Genomic DNA, 23,317 nt, shown 5'->3' with positions numbered 1-23,317 from the left:
ACGAGGGCGCTGTGCCGTGCGGGCGTTGGTTGCGCCAAGTTACAGAGCAAAAACGACTGGGGTTGGCGATGGACGGAGTAAGAACCACGCGGCGCCGGTCCCGCTGTTGACGGGTATTGATCACCGCTGCTCGTCGTTCGTCGGGCCACTTCGGCCGGATTGAACGGCGATCGGTTGGTCGTGAGGCAGTTGGAGCGGGTGATGGGAATCGAACCCACGCTATCAGCTTGGGAAGCTGAAGTTCTACCATTGAACTACACCCGCTGGGGCGTGCGGATGGAGCCGCGGCCTCGCGCGAAGCGCAACCCGGGCGGCCATCGTCATGCCGATTCTACGCATTCCGCGGGACTCACCGCAAGTTGCCGCCTCGCATGCCGGTTCCAGATGAAACCCGGTACAGGATTCGATCTGGTGTGTACTGACCGGGATAGGGTGTGGCGCGACCGGCTCGAGTCGGCGTTTTCCCACCAACTCGTAGGAGGCAGCCATGGGACAGGAAATCGGCAGCGCCAGTTTCTCCAGGGCGGAGTGTCAGGCATTTCGCCTCCGACTCGAGGACGAGACTCGGTTGCTGGTCCAGCAGATTGCCGAAGGACGGTTGTCCACGGTAGGACATGTCGGCGGTGCCGAGCTTGAGGCCTGGCTGGTTGATCAGGCGCTCGATCCGGCGCCGCTGAACGACCGGTTCCTCACGCGCTTCGAGGACGAGGCATGCGGCGCGGAACTCGGCCGTTTCAATATTGAGTTCAATACGCCTCCGGCACCGCTGCGGGGGCGGTTCCTGAGCGGCTTGCAGCGAGCACTGGACGCCGTTCTGGCGCGGGCACGCGAGACGGCTGACGGGCTGGATCTCGATATCCTGATGATCGGCACCCTGCCCACTCTGCGCGATGACCAGCTGAATCTGAGAAATCTGTCCCCCCTCAACCGTTACCGTGCACTAAATGAACAGGTGTTCGCTGCGCGCCACGGCGAGCCGATACGGCTCGACATCGCCGGCAAGCAGGCGCTCCGCTCCGAGCATGCCGATGTCATGCTCGAAGCCGCGGCAACTTCGTTTCAACTGCACTGGCAGTTGTCGGTAGCGGACGCCGTGCGGCATTACAATGCGGCGCTGATGGCGTCGGCGCCGGTGCTCGCAGTCAGCGTCAACTCTCCCTATCTCTTCCAGCGGGATCTTTGGGCCGAAACCCGGATCCCGCTGTTCGAACAAGCAGTTGCAGTGCCCGGTTACGATGGCGCGGGCGGCGGAAGCCAGGCGCGTGTCGGGTTCGGCAGGGGTTGGGTTCGCGCATCGATTTCCGAATTGTTCGAGGAGAACCGCGATGAATTCCCGGTGTTGCTGCCCATGCTCTGCGATGAGCCAGCGACACGATTTGCCCATTTGCGGCTGCATAACGGCACGATCTGGCGCTGGAACCGGCCCGTGGTCGGTTTCGACCCTGACGGGCGTCCGCATCTGCGCCTCGAGCATCGCGTGCTGCCGGCCGGGCCGACGACCGTCGATATGGTGGCGAGTGCCGCGCTGTTTTTTGGTCTGGTCGAAAGTCTGGTCGTCTCTCCGCCCGCAGGGCCCGAGCCGAGTTTCAGGGACGTGACGACCAATTTCTATGCGGCGGCGCGTGAGGGCCTGGGCGCCCGCTTGCGATGGTTCGGGGGGCGTGAAGTGGCGGCGTGCGATGTGGTGCGGCAGATGATTGAGGCGGCACGGAGCGGGCTGACGACATTGGGTTTTGAGTCGGACGAAAGCGACCGATACCTTGCGATCATCGAAGCACGCTGTGTCACAGGCCAAACCGGGAGTGATTGGCAGCGGCGTTTTCTCCGGCGATATCCTGGCCAATTCACTGCGATGACACGAGAGTACCTGCGGCGCCAGAAGGGTGGGCTCCCCGTCCATGAGTGGGCCATATGAATGAACGGACTGTGCTGACACAGCACGACAGTATTCCGGAGGGTCTGCTGGACGCGTCCGCGGACTCGCTGCACGCCGTGTTGCCGTCCTGCTCCCTGCTGCATCTTCCCGGACTGCGTCCGCAACCCTTGTTTGTGGCAGTCCTGCTGCATGGCAACGAGACGACCGGCCTGCAGGCCGTGCAAGGGCTGTTGCGGCGTTACGAAGCGCGCCCCTTGCCGCGCGCCTTGTCGCTGTTCTTCGGGAACCTCGAGGCGGCGCGCCTGGGCGTTCGGCGTCGTGACGATCAACCCGATTACAATCGGATATGGCCGGGTACGGAACTCGGCGACAGGAACGAAGCGAAGCTGGCTCGCCAGGTCGTCGGGTTGATGACGCAGCGCGGTGTGCTGGCCTGCGTGGATGTGCACAACAACACCGGCCTGAATCCGCACTATGCCTGCGTTGACCGTATGGATCACCCGACGCTCCAACTGGCTGCGCTGTTCGGTCGCTTATGTATCTATGCCACGCGCCCCACCGGCACCTGCTCGGCCGCGTTCGCGGATGTATGTCCGGCAGTGACCCTGGAATGCGGCAAGCCGGGGACGGATTTCGGCGCCGAGCATGCGCTGGAGTACCTGGATGCCTGCCTACACCTCGACCATATTCCGGAGCATCCGGTGGCTCGTCATGATCTCGACCTGTACGAGTCCGTCGCGCAGGTCTTGGTCCCGCCCGACATCGAATTCGGGTTCGGGGCCGGCGACGCCGCGCTCGAGTTGATACCCGATCTGGATCGATTGAACTTCACGCCAGTGCCAGCGGGCTTCAAATGGGCCCGCGTTCACACCGACCGACTTCCGTTGCAGGTGATCAATGGCTGTGGCGATGACGTGGCCGCAAGGTATTTTCATGTCGAGGATGGGTATCTACGGTCGGTCAGGCCGGTGATGCCCTCCATGCTGACCCTGGATCGTCGCGCGGTCCGCCTCGATTGCCTGGGGTACCTGATGGAGCCGCTTGAGTATCCCGGCGCGCGGCGGGGATGACCGCGGCGCGGCGGTCTTGTATCGTAGCGGCCGCGGGTAACCTTGGTCCCCGCATACATCGATTACAGAACAACGAGTCGGAACGGGAGATGCGCTTATGTTGGGTGGGATAGTCGCGTTAGTCGTCGCGATCTGGTTTTATCGCAGTGCGGAGGGGCGCGGCCTGCCATCGGTGCCATGGGCCATGGCCGGGGTCATCGCCTATTATGTGCCGAATTTCATCTGGAGCCTGATGGTCGCCAAGCCTTGGCTGACGACGCTGCACGCCCAGAATGCCGCCGTCATGTCCAGTCTGGTCGGGCATTCGTCCATCTTCGTCGGACTGGCGTTTGCGGTGCTGGCTCGTCAGTTCGCCTTGATGAAGGCAAAGCCGAGCGTCTGACCAAGGTAGGCCGGACAAAAAAGCGCGGACCGCTGCGACACGGCCCGCGCTTCGCTCGCCGCCGCGCGCGCACCATTTGCGGTGCGCCTGCGGCCGGCAACCTCGTCAGAGGTCTTTGGCGTTCTTTTCCAGGTAGCTGGCGACGCCCTCGGCGTTGGCCGACATGCCTGCCTTGCCCTTGCTCCACCCGGCCGGACACACTTCGCCGTGTTCCTCGAAGAACTGCAGCGCGTCGACCATCCGGATCAGTTCGTCCATGTTGCGGCCCAGCGGCAGATCGTTGACGACCTGATGGCGCACAACGCCGTTCTTGTCGATCAGGAAGGTGCCGCGGAACGCGACGGCAGCGCCTTCGACTTCCACGTCATAGGCCTTGGTGATCGCGTGGCTGACGTCGGCAATCATCGTATAGCGTACGGCCCCGATGCCGCCCTTCTCGATCGGCGTGTTGCGCCATGCCGCGTGAGTGAACTGCGAGTCGACCGATACGGCCAGCACTTCGACGCCGCGTTGGGTCAACTCGTCAAGACGGTGATCCAGCGCGATCAGTTCCGTCGGGCAGACGAAAGTGAAGTCAAGCGGATAGAAAACGATGGCGACGTATTTGCCCTTCGTCTCCTTGGACAGGGTGAAGTCTACGATCGATCCGTTGCCCAACACCGCGGCAGCAGTGAAATCGGGCGCGGCCTTGCCGACTAACACACTCATGGAATCTCTCCTCAGGTTGACTACGGAAAATGGTTTTGAACCCCGCGCAAAGCGGCTGCATATGCCGGGTAGGATCTGGCGGGGCGGGACTGGACAGTCGCGGAGAGCTTACACCAAATCAGTCGGAAATTCTCGCCGTTGCGGGGTGTCAGGCGCAGTCGAAGGTGTCCATGATGTCCTGCCATACCGCGCTATTCGCCTGATCCGGGAGGCTTGATATTCGCGCGACCACGTTGCCGTTCACCGATACGATGTCGATGCCGGTGTCGGGCCGGCCACCGGTCATCGGCGTGGATAGACGCACCGTTTCGATCATGCTTTCCTGGAGTTCGAGCGTCAGGTTGCCTATGGTTAGCCAAAAACGCCCGTTTCGGCGACCGCAGCCCTTCACGGGGCCGTTTCCTGTCGGTTCCCGTGCGACATTCCCCGTCTGAATGACGCAGGGCAATTCGATGCTGGCGAGCAATGACAGTCGTTGTATCAGCGCGGACAATGGGATGATGTGGCGCATATCGGCGCTGATCGCGGTCTCGGTTGGACGTGAACCGACAACGGAACGCGCCAGAACGGTGTCGCGGTGGGAAACCCGTTCGGTCCAGCGTGAGTGGTGCGAGAGTGTTTGCATGATGGGGTCCCCCCTTTGGTTCCTGTCCTGATGCGGCGTGGGTCAATGCGGGGCTCGGTGCCTCCGCCTTGCCAAGCACTTCCTCCCCAAAAAGCATGCAAGCCACGCGCCAACGTTCCCGGTAAGCGGTGCGGCAGGCTTCCGTGTCGTTTCCTATCGGTTCAGCATCCGATGAGCACCGTCTGGGCGTCACCGTTGTGGCGTCTGGACAACGTCAGCTCGGTGACGCGAGTCCGGAGCCGGAGGCGCTATCCGTTACGGTGAGCCCCGTCCGCCCAAGCGCGGTAAAGTAGCAGGGCGTCATGACCGGACGATGACGCCGGAGTGCACCGCCGTCGGAGCAGGGCTGTTGTGAAAACGACGACAGGGCGGCCCGCTCGCACGCGGGCTAGCGTTGCCAAAGGTCTCAGCAGCCGACTGGCGGATGCGAAGGCGTTGGCCCGTTCTCCGCGACGCAAGAGTGGGCTGTTTCGCGCACCGATTTGGGTGTATTCGCGGCCTTGTGCCCTGAACCCGGAGTCTTGATGTTGTCTCTCGCCGCATCGATCCGTGCCGTCCGTCACGATCCCACGGTCCAGAGGTCTCGACCATGAAGCAGTTGTCGCTGGTGGCCTGTTATGGAGCGAAGTCGGTAGCCTACGCCGCGCTGTTGTCGCGCTGCCTGGAATCGATCCGAAAATCGCCTTTGCAGCCGTTCTTCCGGCCCTACGCACTGGAACAGATACACGCCACGGTTGTCGGGCTGGAATACCTCGACGACGACGGGGCGTTGATCAATGCCAATCTGCTGGCTCGAACCGGAGAACGAACGGTCATGCGTTTTGACCGGCTGTTGCCGACGCTTGAACGGCATCTGCCGCTGAGCATTCGTTTCGGCGGTTTCGCCCGCGGCGCTGCGCCGTTCCTCAGTTCCGGTCGCACGCCCTATGAACGGAGTTTTCAGCTGCAGTGGTCGAACCGGCGCGCTACGTTGATCGGCTGGCCCCATTGCGGGGGGGATTTTGTCGGTTACGGCGCACTCCGTGCTTTGCGCGACGAACTCGAGGAAGTCTGCGGGATGGCGCACAAGTATCGAGAGGATAATGACTTCTTCATGGTTCTGGGTGTGTTGGAACGACCCGAGACGCCGACGCGCGCCGCAAGCGCCGAGTTGGAACAGGTCGACGCTCTGCTTGGAGCGCAGCTGCGCGACATGCTTTCGGCCGAACCGTTTGAACTGGTGATCGGCCTGAGCGATGTCCGCATCGTGGCTTACGAAGACGTCGCGCTATGTCCTGATTCCACGACAGTCTTCGAATTGGACTCGGCCGATGTGACTGCGGAATGGGCTGACCGTATCCGGCGGTGAACGCGCCTCGGGCGCTGGGGTCCTCGGACCTGAGGCCGGTCGTGGCCGCCAGCTGTCCGAACTTGCGAATCTCCTCCGTGGCTCGGGGCCCTGCCAAAGTATGCGCAGGGCGGGAAGCCCCGGGATCGGAGCTGCCGCCCGGGCAGCACATCAGTCGGTTACGCCAAGAATGACCGCGCCGGCCTTGAAAACGGCAGTGGCCGGGATGCCGGTCGCCAGACCGAGCGATTCGACGCTTTGATTGGTGATCGTCGCCGCGACCGAGTCGCCACCGGGCAGGCCGATCACGACCTCGGCATTGACGGCACCCTTCTGCAGATGAGTGATGGTGCCGGACAGCTGGTTGCGGGCCGAAAGCCGATAGCCTTCCAGGTCGGCCACGACCATCACCAGCGGCGCCTTGACCAGCGCCAGGACTTCTTTGCCCTTGGCGAGACCCAGCGAGGCGACCGACTCTCTGGTCACTGCCGCGACCAGGCGCGCGCCTCCTTTCAGTTCCACATAGACTTCAGCGTTGACGGCGCCGATATCCACATCGGCGATCGTACCAAACCATTGATTACGCGCGCTTGCCTTCATGAACAGTCTCCTTAGCCACAATAACAGTTCGGGATCATCCGCCAGATTGCGATTGAGATCGTCCAGGAATAGGCGGTGTTCTTCCTGAAGTCGTGAAAACAGGGACAACAGTTTGCGTCCGGTCTCGGTCAGTTTCGTGCCTCCGCCGTCGCGACCGCCGGTCGCGGTTTCGATCAGCATGCGCGGGGACAAACTGTTGGCCCGCTCGATCATCTCCCACGCGCCCTTGTAGCTGAGCCCGACCTCGCGGGCCGCGCGGTTGATCGAGCCGATGCGTTCGACCGCCTCGAGCAGGTTGAAAAGCCGGGCGTTGAGGTGGCCGCCGATGCGAAGTTCGCCATCGATCAACTGCACTGGGGATGGGGGTTGTCTGGTGGATTTGCGCATGCCACGTCCGGTGGGTCTGATTAGGACAACGCCGGATAGTAGTCGTGGTGCTCCCATACCGTCCATCGCTAATCAAGGAGCGCAACCGCTTTGACCTGCGCCCAGACGGGCAGCCCAGGCCCGAGGTTCAGCGCGCGACTTGAACGCCGCGTGATTCTGGCGAGCAAGGGCGTGCCGTTGGCCTGCAGCCGGACCAGCACGTGCCCCGGACTTTCGAGCGGTCCGATGTCGACCACCGTGGCCGGCAGAATATTCATGATGCTGGTGTGCCCGGCGCGCTCCAGTGTGAGACTCACGTCACGGGCGTGCACCCGGCAGCGCAGTCTTCGCCCGATGGCCTCCGGGCGGCGGGCGACGAACAGGCTGCCGCCGGCGAAGTCGAGCCGGCTGAGTTCATCGCTGTCGTCGTGGGCGGCGACGATGGTGTCCAACACGACGCCGGCATCGTCCGCGAACGCGGCTGTAAGATCCAGCCGGGCCAGCGTTTCCTGCAGGGGGCCATGCGCGACCACCGATCCGTTCGCCATCAGTACCAGATGGTCGGCCAGTTGTGCGACTTCGTCGGGCGAGTGGCTCACGTACAGCACGGGGATATCCAGTTCGTCGTGCAGACGCTCCAGGTAGGGCACGATCTCGCGCTTTCGCGCGAGGTCGAGCGCGGCCAGTGGCTCATCGAGCAACAACAGGCTGGGGCTCGTCAGGAGCGCCCGGGCAATCGCGACGCGCTGCCGCTCACCCCCGGAGAGGCTGGCCGGTCGGCGGTCGAGCAAGTGCTCGATGCCCAGCAGGCTGATCGCGTGATCAAGCGACACTCTTCTGGATTCGCGCGGGACCCGCCTTTGGCCGAAGTCGAGGTTCCGCGTCACCGTCAGGTGCTCGAACAGGCTGGCTTCCTGGAAGACGTAACCCAGGGGGCGCCGATACGTCGGGAGAAAAACGCCTTTCGCGTCGTCCTGCCAGACCTGCCCGTTGATCTTCAGGAAGCCCGCTGGTGCATGCTCCAGGCCCGCCACGCAGCGCAGCAAGGTTGTTTTGCCGGACCCGGAATGGCCGAACAGCGCGGTCACGCCGGAGCCGGGAAGGTGCAAATCCACCTGCAGGCTGAACCCGGGATAGATCTGGCGCAGGGCGATGCGGATGCCGCCACCGGCGGCCGATTCTGCGGCTTCAGTGTCCACGCGTGGCCGGTTGCAGGCTGTAGAGCGCCAGCAGCACGAGGAAGGAAAAGAGCACCATGCCACCGGCCAGCCAATGCGCCTGCGTATATTCCATGGCCTCGACGTGATCGTAGATCTGGACCGAGATCACGCGAGTCTTGCCCGGTATGTTGCCGCCGATCATCAGCACCACGCCGAACTCGCCGACCGTGTGGGCGAAGCCGAGAATGGCTGCGGTGATGAACCCCGGTCGCGCCAAGGGTACGACCACAGAGAAAAAAGTGTCCCAGGGCCCCGCTCGCAGCGTCGCAGCGGCTTCAAGCGGCCGCTCCCCCAGCGCAGTGAAAGCGTTCTGTATCGGCTGCACGACGAAAGGCATCGAATAGATGACCGACGTGATCACCAGGCCGGGGAATGTGAAGGGCAACAGGCCCAGTCCCAGGAACTGCGTCAGATGGCCGATTGCTCCGTGCGGCCCCATCGCCAGCAGCATGTAGAAGCCCAGGACCGTCGGCGGGAGAACGAGCGGCAGGGAAACGATGGCACCGACCAACGCCTTGAGCTTCGACCGGGTCCGGGCCAACCACCAGGCGATCGGTGTCCCGATCACCAGCAGCAGGGCCGTTACCGCCGTTGCGAGTTTCAGCGTGAGCTGCACGGCGCCTAGGCTGGCCGCATCCATGTGAATGTCGCCTTAGGTGAAGGTTCAGAACTCGTAGCCGAACGACTTGATGATGGCCTTGGCCGGCTCGCTCTTCAGGTATGCCAGCAAAGCAAGGGCAGCCAAATTGTCCTTTCCCTTGGTCAACAGCACCGCATCCTGTCGGATCGGTTCGTGAAGCTTCTCCGGAACCATCCAGGCCGAGCCGCCGGTCAGCTTGCCATCCTTGATGACTTGTGATTTGGCAATAAAGCCCAACTCGGCATTACCCGTGGCGACGAATTGCTGCGTCTGGGCAATGTTCTCACCCTGCACGAACTTCGGCTCCAGCGCCTTCAATAGACCCAGATTGTTCAGTACTTCCACGGCTGCTGCGCCGTAGGGCGCGGTCTTGGGATTGGCCAGCGCCAGATGGGCGAACTTGCCGTTCTTGAGGACCTTGCCATCCTTGTCGACAAAGCCGGGCTTCGCACTCCACAGGACCAGTTTGCCGATGGCGTAGGTATAGCGCGAACCCGGTACGGCCAGACCCTCGGTTTCCATCCTGGCCGGCGTCGTGTCGTCCGCAGCCACCAAGACCTCAAAGGGCGCCGCGTTCTGGATCTGTGCGTAGAACTTGCCAGTGGCTCCGGTTGAGACCGCCGCCTTGTGCCCAGTGCTCTTTTCGAAGGCCACGGCAATTAACTCCATCGGTCCGGCAAAGTTGGAAGCGACGGCCACCTGAACGGTTTCGGCCAGCGCCTCGGCGCTCAGGCTCAGGCTTGCCAGCAGAAGCAGCGCATTTCGCATCATTCAGGATCACCTTTCGTTGGTTCGTGGCCCAGGGAGGGGGCCGAAATCCGGGGGTCGCGTCGATGGCGGGCAGTCGTTATATACCGGGCGACGTAAAGCAGTGTACCTTAGGCCTTAAGGGCATTCCACCTGCCGTTCATCGACGGAGCATTTCCAAAACCGGCTTGTGCCGGCCAGCCTTGATTAGGGTGTTTGGCCTTTTCGGGAGTCAATCCCGTAGCGAAAACGGCTCCGTTAGTGTCGATCTTTGCACGATCAGGAAATGGTGTGTCTGAATTGCAAATGTGAGTTGCGTTTCGGTTACAGCTGGCATTATTGTAGTGTCACCATAACGATAGGCCGACCTCAGGAAGCGCGATGCGACACGATGCCTGCTACCGAGTCCCGATGATGGCGTTGCTGCTGGGATTACTCGCCAGTGGGGTCGCGATCGCAGTGGAAAGTCCTGCCCCTCTCAAGGCCGGAGCACCCACGGATGCCACCCAACATGCCGCGGCGCCAGCGCGTAAAGCCAAGGCCCTTCCGCCCCCTGAGGACAAGGCAACCGCAAAGGACAGCCAGACGACCGACCCTGGTGTGGGCAAGACACCCGCAGAGGACAAGAAAGGCACGACACCCCCGGAGTACAAACGCCCCAACCGCTGGGGCTTGACCGCGGGCGGCAGCCAGCGCAAGGACTGGGTCACCGGCAAGAATCGCTGGGACTTACACGAGCATTACAACGCGAAGAAGATGCTCGGGATGCCGGAATGGCTGAACGGCATGTTGGAGCAGCGGACGCGGTACGAAACCTTCGACGTGCCGTGGCAGCGCGGCCAGACCGGTGGCCAGCACCAGATTCCGTTGCAGACCGTGCTGTGGCTGGAAGCGAACTATGCCGGCCTCCGGGCCGGGTTCGAGTTCTGGGATGCGCGGCAGTTCGGCGCCGAGCCAACCTACACATTGAACAACACGATGGTCAATGTCGCCGACTTCACGCAGATCTATGGCGCCTATGCGACCCAGAACCTGGCGGACACGGGGCTGGGCTTCGAGGCGATCGCGGGTCGCCAGACGATGGAGTTCGGCAGCCGGCGACTCGTCGCGCGCAACGTGTTCCGGAACACGACCAACGCCTTCACCGGCCTCAAGCTACGGATACGAGAAGGCGAGGGTGCCTGGCAAATCTACCCCTTTGCGATGGTGCCGGTCGTGCGCCTCCCGGAAGACAAGGCCCAGCTTCTAAACAACGACTGGGCCTGGGATCAGGAACAGGAGGGGACGGTCTTCACGGGCTTCTTCGCCGACACCCAGGCGCTACCGTGGGATATTCGGGGCGAGCTCTATCTCTACTACCTCGACGAGGACGAACGGAGCGCGCGCAACCGGCAGTTGTTCACGCCGGGTTTCCGGGTCTTCCGCAACGCCAAAAAGGGTGAATTTGATTTCGAGGGCGAGAGCATCGCGCAGACCGGTACCTCCCGCGTCAACGCGCTGTCGCGCCAGCTCGATCACGAGGCCTACATGCAGCACATCCAGTTCGGGTATACCTTCGACCTGCCCTGGGACCCGCGCTTCGTGGTGCAGTACGACTATGCGACCGGCGGCACGAACGGCAGCGGCACGACGACGAATTCCTTCGACACCCTGTACGGTGCGCGGCGCTGGGAATACGGGCCTACCGGTATCTGGGGGCCGTTCGCGCGCAACAACATCAATGCTCCCGGTGCCCGGCTGTTCGTCGTACCGCACCGCGACGTCACGAGCTTTCTGGCCTATCGCGCGTGGTGGATGGCGGACTCGAAGGCGTTGTGGCAGCCGGCCGGCCTGATCGATCCGACCGGGCGCTCAGGCGATTTCATGGGGCAGACGGTGGAGTTCGCGATTCGCTGGGATGCCCACGACAACATCTCGCTCGAAGGCGGATGGAACTGCCTGATCAAGGGCGACTTCGCCCGCAACGCGCCCGGGGCGCCAACCAACCACGATAACGTCAATTACTTCTACGCCCAGACGGAACTGCGATTTTGACAGGATGCGCGATCACCTGAGCGTAGCAAGGGCTTAGGCCCGGCCCAAGCCCTGGGTTGCGGTACGTTCGCTGGCGGCGCCGCTGGCACGGTGCACGGCGGCAGCAGCAGGCTCGACAATCACAGCGTCCTGCCGATACAGTTGGGCGCTGCGCACGTTCACCGCGTAGGATGGCAACGGCAGAAGGTCCCCAACCCCGGGTCGCGACATCGACATGAACGCTCAGCAACAGCATCCGAACAAGACCTGTCCGGACGAAACGTTTCGGGTCAAGTTCGAGGAATTGCCGGGAGTCCTGCGTGACTGGATGGGTGCGGATTTTCCATGGACGGAGGCCGAAGTCATGGACTTCGGTTGCGGACAAGGCGACATGGCACTTGGGGTAGCATCGCAACTCGGTTGCCGCAGGGTCGTGGGCACCGATATCGGAGCGGAGTTCAGGGACTGTCGGCGGCGCGCCGCGGCTTATCTGGGCCTGACGGAGTTGCCGGCAAATTTGGTTTTTCGTCGGACCTCACCCGGCAGGCTCGACTCAACGGATGATCGTTTCGATCTGATTTATTCCTGGTCGGTGCTCGAACACGTCGACCAACGGTTGCTGGACGGTACGACCGAGGCGCTGCGGACCGCGCTCAAGGCCGGCGGTTTCCTTTTCGTCCAGATTGCCCCACTTTACTACTCGGCGGAAGGCTCCCACCTGTCCCACAAGATCTCCGAGCCCTGGGGGCACCTGACGAATCAGTCGAACATCTACCGCATGAAGCTCCACCGGAGTTGCCCCACTTCAGATGAATTCAAACGCTTGTGGTCGACGTTCAACACTTTGAACCGGATCACGGCAGACCAACTCGAGTCCCTGTTGGTCCAAGGTGGCTTCCGAATCTTGAGGCGTTACACGACGCAGTGTGCCGCAGAACCGCCCGCCGCCTTGCTGGCGGTCTATCGGGAGGCCGTGTTGCGCACCGAACAGATCGTGCTACTGGCACAGCGGGATTAAGGGACGAAGGCATGCGGCCGCCGCCGGAGATCCTCTGCGGGTTCTGGTTGTCGTGCTGCGCCGGGGGTGCAACGGGCCGCAGACAGTGCGGGTCGCGAGCATGATGGGACGTGCCCGCGGCACCGGGTTCACTTTAAAGGGGGGGGGCGGTGCGGCACCCAAACAGGGCCACGATTGGACAGTCCGCCCGGCCCCCGCAAGAACGCCTATCCGAACAAGACCCGCCAAGTTCGGTGATCGGGCTCATTCCCGAACGGGCAACGACAGTGCGGTTTTCGGCGGCCGAGCGCCGAATAACAACATGAGTCGCCGAAGCGCAATGACTAGCAGGTCGGCTACGGCGGATCCTTGTTGCCTACCGAGCCATCGCCCGGAAAATCGCTACTTGCAGCCCAGGTCTAAGCGCAATGCGGCCAAGCGGCTAACCAACTCAGGTGATGAGGGTCCGGTGACATAGTCGTTACCGTCGGGCCCAATCCCATCCTGGTCCACTCGATGCAGCGTGCGCGCGATTTGGGCGCACGCGCTCGGATTTTCGCCCCTTAGCGTGAAGTCTCCCACGAGCAAAAGCTGATTCCGGACGGCCTGCACGCGATACGGTTTTCCCGGGGCTCGGGCGCCGACCAAACGGCCGGCCTTGACCTCGGCATCGAAAAATTCCAGTGTGGGCTTAATCGCCGGAGCGACCGCTGAGATGCGTTCGAACGCGCCGCTATCGCAGGCGGGATCTCGAGGACGCAACGCGTTCCGTTGATCGGTGCCGGCGCATTCCGCTCCATCGCCGGCGTGGAGGGCCAGACTGTCATCCGCCAATGCCAGCGTGCGGGTGTTTCCTCCATTGTCCAGCAAGGGCCCGAGTTCCGGGTCTCCTACGGAGGCGCCCGCTGCAGCCGCATTGCAACTGCCGTCACCGATCACCGCGCCGCTCAGGAAAGTGACGTAGGCGTTGCGACAATCTGTGTCGCCTCCCGGGTTACCGGCGATGACAGAATTGCGCAACGACAAACCGTACACTCCTTGCCCGGGCTTTCCGACGCGGACCCCGCCGGCCCTATTGCCGGAGATCGTGCTGCTTTCGAATGCCAGGGTCTCGCCGCCATAGTCGAAGACACCGCTCGCGTCGACGCCCATGCCGCCGTTGCCGGATACGGTGGAGTTGGAAAGTGAAGCGCGCGGCTCCCGTGTGAGTTCCAGACCAGACCCGAGGTTATTCGCGATCGTCGAGTTCGTGATGATCGTGCGATCGCCTCGAAAAGCCTCGCCCCGCAGGCCGACCCCGTTCCCGATCACGCTGCTTCCGTTGAGCTTGACGGACCCGCGATTATAGATCCCGAACGAGGTATTGCCGGAGATGACGCTGTTGTCGATGGTGCACTGGGCCGCATATCCATCGCAACTGATGCCGCGGTCATTGCCCGAAATGGTCGAATGTCTGATCTCGGCCCGCGCGTAGTTGGCAACCAGGACTCCGCTCCGGGCGTTTCCGGATACCTTGCTCTGCACCAGTTGCAGCCGCGCGTCGGTACCGGAGTACGGAAACCAGTCGTCGGGGTTGAGAGCCTGATAATCCACGACGATGCCATGGACTCCAGCGTTCTGGAGATTTATGCGCTTGACCGTCAGGTCGCCGCCCGGCCCTACAACCAGCAGCGAAAACGGAAGCGAATGGCCGCCGGGCTCGGGCTCGATCACGGCATTCTGGCGGTCATGATCCGGGTCGCCGAACAAGGTGATGGTCGACGTGATGGGTGGTAGCGCCGCCGCGAGACGGTAGGTGGCCGCCGTCAATTGCAGGGTATCGGCGCCGTGGCCCGCGGGGCATTCCCCCGTCGCGGTGTCGGTGTTGGCGGCGGTGATCGCCTCCGCGAGTGTGCATTTGCGGCCATCGACCACGAGGCCCGACTGGGCGTCGGCGGGACTCGATAGAACGACCAAAAGGGCCGAGGTTAGCGGATTAAGGACAAATTTACCGCGAGGAGATAGGGTCATAACATTGGTCATTGATGCTTCCGCAAGGGACCGTGTTCGTGTAACGGGAGGCAACGACACACGGTAGATGGCGCCATCCGCTCGCCCGGAGCGGCCATAAGGCGGTGTAGCGACACGACGCATGAGGAAAGAATTGAGGTCCGTTGGTGGACCCTTATCCATAAGTTAACGCTGATGTCCGCGGCGCACAACCGCATCCTGATGTTAGGTAGTGCTCGGTCGGCTTCGCGATGGTGTGCCACGCAAGCGGTTGGCCGCGATCCTCTGCGCCTGTTGCGCTCGGATACATCTGCCTGACGTGATCGTGACCTTCATCACACAAGCCCTGGGTCAAGCAGCCCGCATCCGATGGGGCTGGGTGCGGACGACGAACGGCGCTGCCACTGCCGCCGACGGTGGCCAGCCTGCGCTCCCGCGTGCGGTGGCAACCGGCTGGGTGCCAAGCCGACGGGTGATGGCGGCCGGAGCCAGGCCGTTGTTCCCGATGGCTCCGGCCGGCGATCGAACTGGCTTGCGTAGGGGCCACTAGCCTGTTCGGTGGTAAGCCCAGTCTGGTACGCTGCGCGTTGGCAGATCCATGGAGAGTCCGTGATGAAAGCTGAGAATGTCCTGGCCACCATCGGCGACACGCCGCATATCCGCATCAACCGCCTTTTCGGGGCCTCCCATGAGGTCTGGATCAAGTCCGAGCGCAGCAATCCCGGTGGTTCGATCAAGGACAGGATTGCGCTGTCCATGGTCGAAGCAGCGGAGGCTTCCGGCGCGTTGAAGCCCGGGGGGACGATCGTCGAACCGACCTCGGGAAATACCGGTATCGGGTTGGCGATGGTCGCGGCGGTCAAGGGTTATAAGCTGATCCTCGTGATGCCGGACAGCATGAGTGTCGAGCGGCGGCGGCTGATGTTGGCCTATGGTGCCGGCTTCGAGCTGACACCTCGCGAGAAGGGCATGAAGGGTTCGATCGCCCGTGCGGAGGAACTCGTCGCGTCGCTGCCGGACGCCTGGATGCCGCAGCAGTTTGAAAACGCCGCGAATATTGCAGTGCATGTGGAGACGACGGCAGAGGAGATTGCCCGGGACTTCCCGGAGGGCGTGGACGTGTTGATCACCGGGGTCGGGACCGGTGGTCACATCACCGGCTGTGCCCAGGTATTGAAGCAGCGTTGGCCGCATCTGAAGGTTTTTGCCGTCGAGCCGAAAGACAGCCCGGTGATCAGCGGCGGCCAACCGTCGCCGCACCCGATCCAGGGAATCGGCGCGGGTTTCGTTCCGAAAAACCTGCACACCGAGTTGCTCGATGGAGTGATTCAGGTCGAGGCGGAGGCCTCGCGCGAAATGGCGCGCCGCTCGGCGAGGGAGGAAGGGCTGCTTGTCGGGATCTCCAGCGGCGCGACGCTGGCCGCGATCGCACAAAAGCTGCCGGAAATCCCTGCCGGCGGCCGCATCCTGGGTTTCAACTACGATACCGGCGAACGCTACCTGTCGATCGAGGGTTTCTTGCCGGCGACCTGATCAAGAGCCCTACCGGTCAGGGAGGTTTCCATCGCCGCGTGCCGCAGGTTCCGATCTCACGCTGCAGCTTTCCACCGCACGGGGCCGAGGTTCACAGGCATCGGTCCTGCGGTGTCCTGGGATGGCCCTCTGCGCAACCAAGCCGTTGGAGTTCCTCCGGCCACAGCCAAAAGTGCACTGAGGCGCTTGCCGAAAACCGGACCCCGTTCCGGCCAGCGCCTCGCCAAATGCGTAAAGGGCGTCAAACAGCCTGGAATAGGGTAGTCACGTCGATGATGGGCTGATCTCGTTCTCGAAACGGGCAAACTCCTTCAGCCACGGTTCCTTGCTGTAGCCCCAGTCGCCTTCGGCGAGCCGCTGCCTCCCGATGACCAGTTCGTTTCTGGCGAGATCTTCGGCCTCATCCTGTTCCGACTCCCAGAGCGCCTCGGCATAGAACAGGTGGTTCAGGGGATGACGCGGATAGCGCTCCGCGGCCTGGCGCAGCAACTGCAGCGCCTTGTCCCCGTCGCCGATACCCGTGGGCCACGGAGGGGCCTTCAGATAAAGCATACCGAGTAGCCGCAGCGGGCCCCCGTCGTCCAGACCGGGGTCGAGAGCTGCACTCCGCTTGATCTCCGCTTCCAGCCGCGGCAGGCTGTCCGCCGCCAGGGCAGCGTGGCCGCGGACTACCAGGCCCAGGTTGGCTGCCAGGTAGTAGTGCACGGCGGCGTCCCCGTCCGCGCCCAGCGCGAGCGCGGTCTCGGCGAAGCGCACCCCTTCTGCGGCGAGGTTTTCTCGCACTTCCGGCTCGGTGCTGCGCTCGGCGAGGTGTAGCGCTATTCGGCTGCCGAGCGAAGTGTGCAGCAAGGCTTGATCACCGGTGCGGCGCAGCGACGCGAGCGAGCACTCCAAGGCGTGAGTGGTGCTGCGGGGGCCCAACTCGTTTTGTCGGGCGGAGAGGCCCGCGGTCGTCTGTGCGGGACAATCCGACAGCTTTTCGAACCGTACGAGGCTGTGGTCTGGTTGCGGACAGCCGGCCAATCCCGCAAGGAGCGGCAGGGCAATCATGCGGTAAGGGTTGCGCAAGAGTCTATTTCCCCTGATCCCAGCGTTCGATCAGCGGCTTGAAGGCGGCCGGGTCCGCCGGGACGAAGGCTTCCACGCCAAACAGGGAGCAGAGCTTCTTGCCGTCAGGGTCGCTGCACATACCCTGCAGGGCTTTCGCAAAGCGCTGGCGTTCCTCGGGTGTGGTCGTGATGCTGTTGGCCGACATTCCCATCAGCGGGATATCGGCCGAGGTAAACACCGGGGCGATCGGGTTCTTCAGTTCGAGCGCGGTCAGTGCGGCCGACTGCTGCCCATTCAGGAGCACTGCATCCAACTCTCCCTTGTCCAGGGCGCGCAGGGCGCGCAGGGCCTGTCGCGAGGGTTTCAGATCGAAGGTGTTCTGCGGGTCGAGTTTCCCGGCGAACACGATTTTCCTGACGAATTCCGGCTCCTCCAGAACTGTGCCCCCCAATGACTTCCCGGCAAGCTTGTCGAGGCTGTCCGGCCCACTCTTGAGGGTGATGACCTGGTAGCGTTCGAAGGTGGCGCCCCTGATACGGGGCTGGACCAGCGGCACCAGATGGTGCGTCCTCCGCTGCTCCAGGAACTGGCCGAGGGAGGTGATCGTAAAGCGCGGCTTCTTCGCAGCCAGCAGCTTTCGGCATTCGTCCACCCGGGACGTGAACACACTGGTCAGGCTATGCTCTGGCCACTGGCCCGCTTTTTCGACCACCCGCAGCATGGATTCCATCGCGGCATTTGCCTCGTCCTCACTGACCGGCCCGCCGGGGTAACACACGACGATCGGTGGTTGTCCGGCGGCCGCGTAGGATAGCCATCCGGCTAGAAGGCACAGCAAAGAAAGCTTGCGAGTCATGAGTTCCTTTTTCGATCAATCAGTTGGCCGATGGCTGGGGCGACAAGCAGCGTTGCCGCGAGGCAGCACACGAGCCCGATCGTTATGGCGATACCCAGCGTGGAAATTCCGCGATAGCGGGCGAGGCTGATAGCGCCCAGGCCGGCCAGTTCGGTACCGGCCGCGAGCGCGATGACCTTCCCGGCGATCAGCGTAACCTGCAGTGGGGTGTGGCCTTTCAGATCTCTCCAACGATGGCTGAACCAGACCCCGTAGTCCACTGCCAGCGCGATGACCAGGGGCAGAGCGATGATGTTGGCATAGTTGTACCGCAGTCCACCCAGCCACATCAGGCCCAACATCCAGCCCCCACCTATGACCAGCGGAAGCGCGGCCAGCACTACGCCGCGCACATCGCGCAAGATCAGAATCAGCCAGATCAGACACACCGCCACAGCCAGAACGGTGCCCCGGGCAAAGCTTTCGACGACGGATCGGGAAAACACCTGGTGTGTGGTCGGAAAGCCGGTGGCGTCGGGTGAGACCCCGTAGACGTCCGTGATGAGGCGATCCAACTTCGCGGGATCATACACAGTTTCCTTCGGAAACGCGTACACCGCGACGGTGCCGTCGGCCGCGAAGAAGCGGTCCCGCAGAGCCGGAGGTAGCAGATCTGGTGTGAGCGGTTCGGCCGTTCGCCATTGTTTGACGAGTTCCGTCCCCGTCAGGCCTGCCTGCAGCAAGGCTCGATAGAAGCCCTGGGTGCGCTCGCGGGCATGTCCTGGATCGCGGTCGATTCTCTCTCGAAGGTCCCCGATCTGCCCGCGCACTTTTTCCAAGCCCTTGACCAGTTCGGAGTGCCCGGCGGAGAAAGCCTGTTCCTCGGCGTCGTCGATGAAGTGGGGAAGGCGAGCGAGCAGCGTCCGCAGCAGATCGAAATTGGCGCTGTTCAGGCCGGCATGGTCCAGTTTCGCCAGCTGCCCCGCGTAGTCGCGGCGAACCGTCTCTTCACCCAGGCGCCGCGCCTTGCGCAGGCGTTCGTCGCCATCAGGGGGAAACAGGTTGGCCAGCGATTGCACCGTGGCGATGCTTTCCAGCCGCCGTGCCTGGTCGGTGATCCGCTGCGCCTCGGTCAGATCCTTGGCAGTAAAGATCACCACTTCTGCCTGGTAGTCGCTCTCGGCGAGCATCCGCCGTTGATATTGCGCCGCTTCCGAATCCTTGGGAAGCAGAGCGAGCACATCGTAATCGAAAGGAATGGAGAATCCTTTGGCCGCGCCAGCCAAGGCGCTGCCCAAAGCCAAAAGTACCAGGATGGCCGCGACCGGCAGCGGGAAGGAACCGCGCCGCTGGGTCGGCCCGGCGGCGCGCCATGACAACTCCGTCAGCCGGGGCGGTAGCAGAGCATAGAGCGCCGGCTGAATCATCCAGGTGCTAATCAGGATCAGCAGGACGCCCCCGGCCGCGATCAGGCCCAATTCGGAGAAACCCGGAAAGTCCAGGGTGGCGAGCACGCTAAAGATCAGCAAGGAAGCGCCGCCTGCGGTCAGCACCGTCGTGAAGGACGAACCGATCCCCAGGCCGATAGCCTCCGTCAGAGGCCTTCCGGCTCGGCGTTCCTCGGCAATGCGGGACGAAGTGAAGATGCCGTAGTCGGCACCCAGGCCGAACAGGATGGCGAGGAAACTGGAGGTGATGATCGTCAGATGCCCGACCGTGAGGAACGCCAGCCCCAGGCTCCACAGTGCCCCCAGCCCCATGGGTACGAAAATCGCCAGTGCCCAGCGGAAGCTGCGGAGGACCAACACGATCAGCGCGCCGATCAAGCCCGCGGCGGTCCATATCACCAGCGCGATGTCGTGCTCGATGTCGAGGTATTCCTCGTATTCAACGGCCGGGAGGCCGGTGAGCCCCACGGTCGGCGCAGTGCGCCCCGCAGCCTTGGCTTGACCGCTGAGTTCGCCCGCCACGGCCCTGACCTTTTCGATAAACGGCCTGCGTGCCTCGAACGCGCCCGAAGGGTTCTCCGGATGCACGAACAGAAAGAGCATCCGTCCGTCACGGGAAGCGAAATAGCCGTCGCCCATTCCCCTGGCCCCCTGAGTCGCGAGCAGCTGTTTCCAGTCCAGGCCGGCAGGGGCGGTGTCCGCTTCGAGCCACCGCTGCCACTCGTTCAGGAAGAGACCAAACCCTGCCACGCTCTGTTCGGCCGTGGCAAGGTCGATTCCGGACACCGGAGGGTGAGCCTCGATCCAGTCCAGGGCCCGTTTCAGTGCGACGGGGAGACCAGGCAGCGTGACGGGCGCGCCGGTCCTCAGGTAGGTATCGACTTGGTCGAACGTTTCAACTGGAGCGAGCAAATAGGCGCGTTCCATAAAAAATCGGATATCGAGTCGTTCCGTGACTTGCCTGATTTCGGGCTCCTGGCGCAGTTTCGCGGCGAGTTCGTTCGCGAAGGATTCGAGTTCCTCGCGGGGAGCGTTATCCAGTACCACGATGAGGTCGGAGGCGGCGCCGAACTTGACCAGAAAGTTGTCCAAACGCCGGGCGACCTCGTTATCCTGGGGTAGCAGCGCCTGACGGGAGGTATATACGGGTAGTTGGACGGTCGCCCAGGCGGCAAGGACCGAAATGGCCAAGGCCAGCGCCAGAACCCAGCGCGGGTGCTTTGCGCTGGCAACTGCAATCTTGGCCACACGTTGGCTCATCGGTCAGGTCCTTGGGCCTTCGGATTCGGGAAATGCGTTGCGCTTATAGACGGCGAGGCTTGGAAACCTTGGTCTTAGAGCGGTGACGGTTTGACGGTGGCTTCGCCGCTTGATCGGTCTGGTCGCGAGGAACATCGACGTGGGCTACGTGCCATCGCGATGACGGGAGCGATTGAGAGTGTTGGGGCGCTATCTCTGGCGTCAACTGGAAGCGCGCAAAACACCGGCAGAGCGCCTCGCGAGACGGTGGTTGCCCGGCTGGCTCTGTTGGCTCAGGCGATGCGGCGGCAGCCCTCTCAGACGCAGGCAGATGCGTGAGGCGCCCATCCGATCGCCTGAACCTGATCGCTACGTATACCACTCGTGGCGCGGACCTTCGCATAGCACGACAGCCCAAGTCAACACGGGATCGAAAGCCTGGGCAGGAGCGGTGTGCCCGACAGACGAAGTCGCGCTTTGGACAGGGGTTCTGATCGCCTATCGCGGCCGTCTCTTCGCTGCGTGGACGATCGCGATGGCAAGTCGCCACCAGTGTGATCTCGCCAGCCGGCTCAATGCGGGCGGTCGCGCGAGCGGCGCCAAGTCCGTGCGGGACGGCCTGATTCGGTACAGGGGCCGTCCGGTTCGCCCGCGCCTGTCCTTAGGGAACCGTTCTGTGGGTAGCGTTCAGGAAATTCCGGGGGGTGCGGCTGAGCCGATCTCCGACAGCAACTCCGGATCGCCACCGGGAGCGGTTTCGATGGTCGCCGCCCTCCCCGGAAGATCGAGCTCCAGCTCGATGGAGAAGTCCGGTGCGGGCAGGGTGTCGCCGCCCCGTTCCGGCCATTCGATCAGGCACAGCGAGTCGCTGCGCAGATAGTCGCGAAAGCCGAACCATTCGAGTTCGTCCGGGGACGTCAGGCGGTACAGGTCGAAGTGATAGAGGGTCAGACCGGGCAGGGCATACTCCTCGACCAGCGTGAAGGTCGGACTCTTCACGGCCCCTTGATGGCCGGCTGCGCGGAGCAGGCCGCGCACCAGAGTCGTCTTCCCGGCACCCAGGGTTCCGCGCAGGAACACCAGTGAACCCGGTTTCAGGAATTCGAACAGCCGGCGACCCAGGGCGAGTGTCGCGGCCTCGTCCGGCAGAAAAAGTCTCACTGGTTGACCAGCCGTCGCAACGGACCCAGCAGATCGCCGGCCAACAAGCCGCGCTCGCCATCGATTGCCGCGAGGTCCCCCGCTTCCGCATGCCATTGCACTCCGCAGCCCGCGGCAGCCAGCGTGTCGAGCCCCTGCGCCATCAAACCGGCGATGACGCCAGTCAGCACGTCGCCCATGCCGCCGCTGGCCATGCCGGGGTTGCCGGCAGTGCAGACCTGCACCAGTCCGTCAGGGCCCCTGATCAGCGACCCGGCGCCCTTCAGCACCACGACACCTCCGTAACGGGCCTGTAGTTCCGTGATCGCAGCGAAGCGGTCGCGTGCGACCGCTTCGGTGCTGGTCCCAAGCAGCCGAGCCGCTTCGCCCGGATGCGGCGTCAATACCCAGTCCTCGCGGCGCCGCGGTTGCAGTGCCAGCAGATTCAGGGCATCGGCGTCGACGACCAATGGGAGCCCTGTGCCCAGTGCAGTCCGGAACAGGTCAACAGACCACTCCCTTTGCCCCAGCCCGGGGCCCAACGCGAGGACGGTGGCACGGGCCAGCAGTGGCTCAAGGTCGGCCACCTCGCGTATTCCGCGGCACATCAGTTCGGGCCGGGTCGCATTGAGCGTGGGTGCGTGAGCCGGATGGGTCGCCACGGAGATCAGGCCGGAGCCAACGCGCGCCGCAGCCGAAGCGGCCAGGTATGCGGCGCCGCCGTAGCCGGCGTCGCCGCCGATCACCAGCACATGACCACAATGACCTTTGTGCGCAGTCGCGGTCCGGCGTGGCAGCCGGCAGTCCTCGCTTCGGATCAGCCGCGCGGAAGGCGGGGTGGACCGACGGACGGTCGCGGGTGTGTCCAGATCATCGAAGATGACCGAGCCGCACTGCGCCGGACCCGCAGCGGTAAACAGGCCGCGTTTCAGTCCGATGAATGTCACGGTAACATCGGCCTCCACGGCGCTGCCCAGCACGGCACCGCTGTCCGCGTGCAATCCTGACGGGATATCCACCGCCAGAACGCCAGCCGAAGTGCCGTTGATGGCGCGTATGACGGCCGCATCGCTGCCGCCAACCTCGCGGTCGAGCCCGGTTCCGAACAGGGCGTCGACGATGACCTCGGCGTGTTCGAGGTGCATCGGCACGTAGTCCAGCCAGGAGCCGCCGGCATCCCGATACGCCTGGAAGGCGAGTCGGGCATCGCCGCGGAGCGACTCGGGCGGACGTAGGGCGTAGACGCGGGGGTCGAGTCCCGCTTCCAGCGCCAGACGCGCGATCACGTAGCCGTCGCCGCCGTTGTTGCCACCGCCGCACACGATCGACAGGAACTTGGCCGCTGGCCAGCGTTGGCGCAGGGTCGCGAAGGCCGCCGCACCGGCGCGTTCCATCAATGTGAGGCCTGGGATGCCGATGTCTTCGATCGCGTGGCGGTCCATGGCGCGGACCTGATCGGCTGTATACAGATCGTTGGGCAGGACAGCGTGCATCGCAGTGAACATCGAAAAC

At 63.5% G+C, this 23,317-nt stretch carries 19 protein-coding genes and 1 tRNA gene; 7 read left to right on the top strand and 13 right to left on the bottom strand.

Annotated features, from left to right (window positions below):
• Positions 1-190 precede the first annotated feature (190 nt).
• Positions 191-264, bottom strand: a tRNA-Gly gene (locus BWR02_RS08715).
• Between the two features lie 223 nt (positions 265-487).
• Between BWR02_RS08715 and BWR02_RS08710 the strand changes: the two genes are divergently transcribed.
• The 3 genes from BWR02_RS08710 (at position 488) to BWR02_RS08700 (ending at position 3,328) form a co-directional block, all read left to right on the top strand.
• On the top strand, positions 488-1,915 hold the full coding sequence (locus BWR02_RS08710; RefSeq protein ID WP_139557364.1) for a glutamate-cysteine ligase family protein: 1,428 nt from the start codon (positions 488-490) through the stop codon (positions 1,913-1,915).
• Positions 1,912-2,946 carry a M14 family metallopeptidase gene (locus BWR02_RS08705; protein ID WP_201276204.1) on the top strand — a complete coding sequence of 345 codons (1,035 nt, stop codon included), beginning with the start codon at positions 1,912-1,914 and terminating at the stop codon, positions 2,944-2,946. Before BWR02_RS08710 ends, BWR02_RS08705 begins: the two co-directional genes overlap by 4 nt.
• A 97-nt stretch (positions 2,947-3,043) precedes the next feature.
• A complete protein-coding gene (locus tag BWR02_RS08700) occupies positions 3,044-3,328 on the top strand; it encodes a hypothetical protein (RefSeq protein WP_139557363.1) in 285 nt (94 codons plus the stop codon).
• 105 nt (positions 3,329-3,433) lie between these two features.
• Here the strand turns inward: BWR02_RS08700 and BWR02_RS08695 are convergent, their stop codons facing one another.
• Both BWR02_RS08695 and BWR02_RS08690 read right to left on the bottom strand, forming a co-directional pair.
• Positions 3,434-4,036, bottom strand: coding sequence for a peroxiredoxin (locus BWR02_RS08695; RefSeq protein ID WP_139557362.1), 603 nt, complete (start codon positions 4,034-4,036; stop codon positions 3,434-3,436).
• A gap of 148 nt (positions 4,037-4,184) precedes the next feature.
• A complete protein-coding gene (locus BWR02_RS08690) occupies positions 4,185-4,661 on the bottom strand; it encodes a hypothetical protein (protein ID WP_139557361.1) in 477 nt (158 codons plus the stop codon).
• Positions 4,662-5,250: 589 nt separating this feature from the next.
• Here BWR02_RS08690 and BWR02_RS08685 point away from each other — a divergent pair.
• On the top strand, positions 5,251-6,009 hold the full coding sequence (locus BWR02_RS08685) for a hypothetical protein (RefSeq protein WP_139557360.1): 759 nt from the start codon (positions 5,251-5,253) through the stop codon (positions 6,007-6,009).
• 150 nt (positions 6,010-6,159) lie between these two features.
• On the opposite strand, the gene modE is transcribed toward BWR02_RS08685, so the two are convergent.
• From modE to modA, 4 genes are all read right to left on the bottom strand, one after another.
• Positions 6,160-6,975, bottom strand: coding sequence for a molybdenum-dependent transcriptional regulator ModE (modE, locus tag BWR02_RS08680; protein ID WP_139557359.1), 816 nt, complete (start codon positions 6,973-6,975; stop codon positions 6,160-6,162).
• A gap of 68 nt (positions 6,976-7,043) precedes the next feature.
• Entirely contained in the window at positions 7,044-8,114 is a 1,071-nt protein-coding gene (gene modC, locus BWR02_RS08675; RefSeq protein ID WP_201276213.1) for a molybdenum ABC transporter ATP-binding protein, read from the bottom strand.
• A gap of 28 nt (positions 8,115-8,142) precedes the next feature.
• A complete protein-coding gene (gene modB, locus BWR02_RS08670; protein WP_139557357.1) occupies positions 8,143-8,814 on the bottom strand; it encodes a molybdate ABC transporter permease subunit in 672 nt (223 codons plus the stop codon).
• Between the two features lie 24 nt (positions 8,815-8,838).
• A complete protein-coding gene (gene modA, locus BWR02_RS08665) occupies positions 8,839-9,585 on the bottom strand; it encodes a molybdate ABC transporter substrate-binding protein (RefSeq protein ID WP_456237928.1) in 747 nt (248 codons plus the stop codon).
• Positions 9,586-9,942: 357 nt separating this feature from the next.
• Here modA and BWR02_RS08660 point away from each other — a divergent pair, with 357 nt between their 5' ends.
• Both BWR02_RS08660 and BWR02_RS08655 read left to right on the top strand, forming a co-directional pair.
• Complete coding sequence (locus tag BWR02_RS08660) at positions 9,943-11,595, top strand: alginate export family protein (RefSeq protein WP_139557356.1); 1,653 nt, start codon at positions 9,943-9,945, stop codon at positions 11,593-11,595.
• Between the two features lie 214 nt (positions 11,596-11,809).
• Entirely contained in the window at positions 11,810-12,592 is a 783-nt protein-coding gene (locus BWR02_RS08655) for a class I SAM-dependent methyltransferase (protein ID WP_139557355.1), read from the top strand.
• 381 nt (positions 12,593-12,973) lie between these two features.
• Here the strand turns inward: BWR02_RS08655 and BWR02_RS08650 are convergent, their stop codons facing one another.
• A complete protein-coding gene (locus tag BWR02_RS08650; RefSeq protein ID WP_162560079.1) occupies positions 12,974-14,581 on the bottom strand; it encodes a right-handed parallel beta-helix repeat-containing protein in 1,608 nt (535 codons plus the stop codon).
• Between the two features lie 591 nt (positions 14,582-15,172).
• On the opposite strand from BWR02_RS08650, the gene cysK reads away from it, so the two are divergent.
• Positions 15,173-16,093, top strand: a complete 921-nt coding sequence (gene cysK / locus BWR02_RS08645; protein WP_139557353.1) for a cysteine synthase A — start codon at positions 15,173-15,175, stop codon at positions 16,091-16,093.
• 264 nt (positions 16,094-16,357) lie between these two features.
• Here the strand turns inward: cysK and bstC are convergent, their stop codons facing one another.
• The 5 genes from bstC to BWR02_RS08620 all read right to left on the bottom strand — a co-directional run bounded on the left by bstC (position 16,358) and on the right by BWR02_RS08620 (position 23,298).
• On the bottom strand, positions 16,358-17,161 hold the full coding sequence (bstC, locus tag BWR02_RS08640; RefSeq protein ID WP_236102054.1) for a sterol transporter outer membrane protein BstC: 804 nt from the start codon (positions 17,159-17,161) through the stop codon (positions 16,358-16,360).
• 4 nt (positions 17,162-17,165) lie between these two features.
• A complete protein-coding gene (gene bstB / locus BWR02_RS08635) occupies positions 17,166-17,999 on the bottom strand; it encodes a sterol transporter periplasmic substrate-binding protein BstB (RefSeq protein ID WP_139557352.1) in 834 nt (277 codons plus the stop codon).
• A complete protein-coding gene (bstA, locus tag BWR02_RS08630; RefSeq protein WP_139557351.1) occupies positions 17,996-20,686 on the bottom strand; it encodes a sterol transporter cytoplasmic membrane protein BstA in 2,691 nt (896 codons plus the stop codon). The genes bstB and bstA overlap by 4 nt, the downstream gene beginning before the upstream one ends.
• Before the next feature lie 666 nt (positions 20,687-21,352).
• Complete coding sequence (gene tsaE / locus BWR02_RS08625; protein ID WP_139557350.1) at positions 21,353-21,826, bottom strand: tRNA (adenosine(37)-N6)-threonylcarbamoyltransferase complex ATPase subunit type 1 TsaE; 474 nt, start codon at positions 21,824-21,826, stop codon at positions 21,353-21,355.
• Positions 21,823-23,298 (bottom strand): NAD(P)H-hydrate dehydratase, encoded by a 1,476-nt coding sequence (locus BWR02_RS08620; protein WP_139557349.1) that lies wholly within the window; start codon positions 23,296-23,298, stop codon positions 21,823-21,825. The genes tsaE and BWR02_RS08620 overlap by 4 nt, the downstream gene beginning before the upstream one ends.
• Positions 23,299-23,317: the final 19 nt, after the last annotated feature.

It is taken from the genome of Methylotetracoccus oryzae (assembly GCF_006175985.1).
Lineage (GTDB): Bacteria > Pseudomonadota > Gammaproteobacteria > Methylococcales > Methylococcaceae > Methylotetracoccus > Methylotetracoccus oryzae.
This window is presented reverse-complemented; position numbering and strand designations above follow the sequence as displayed.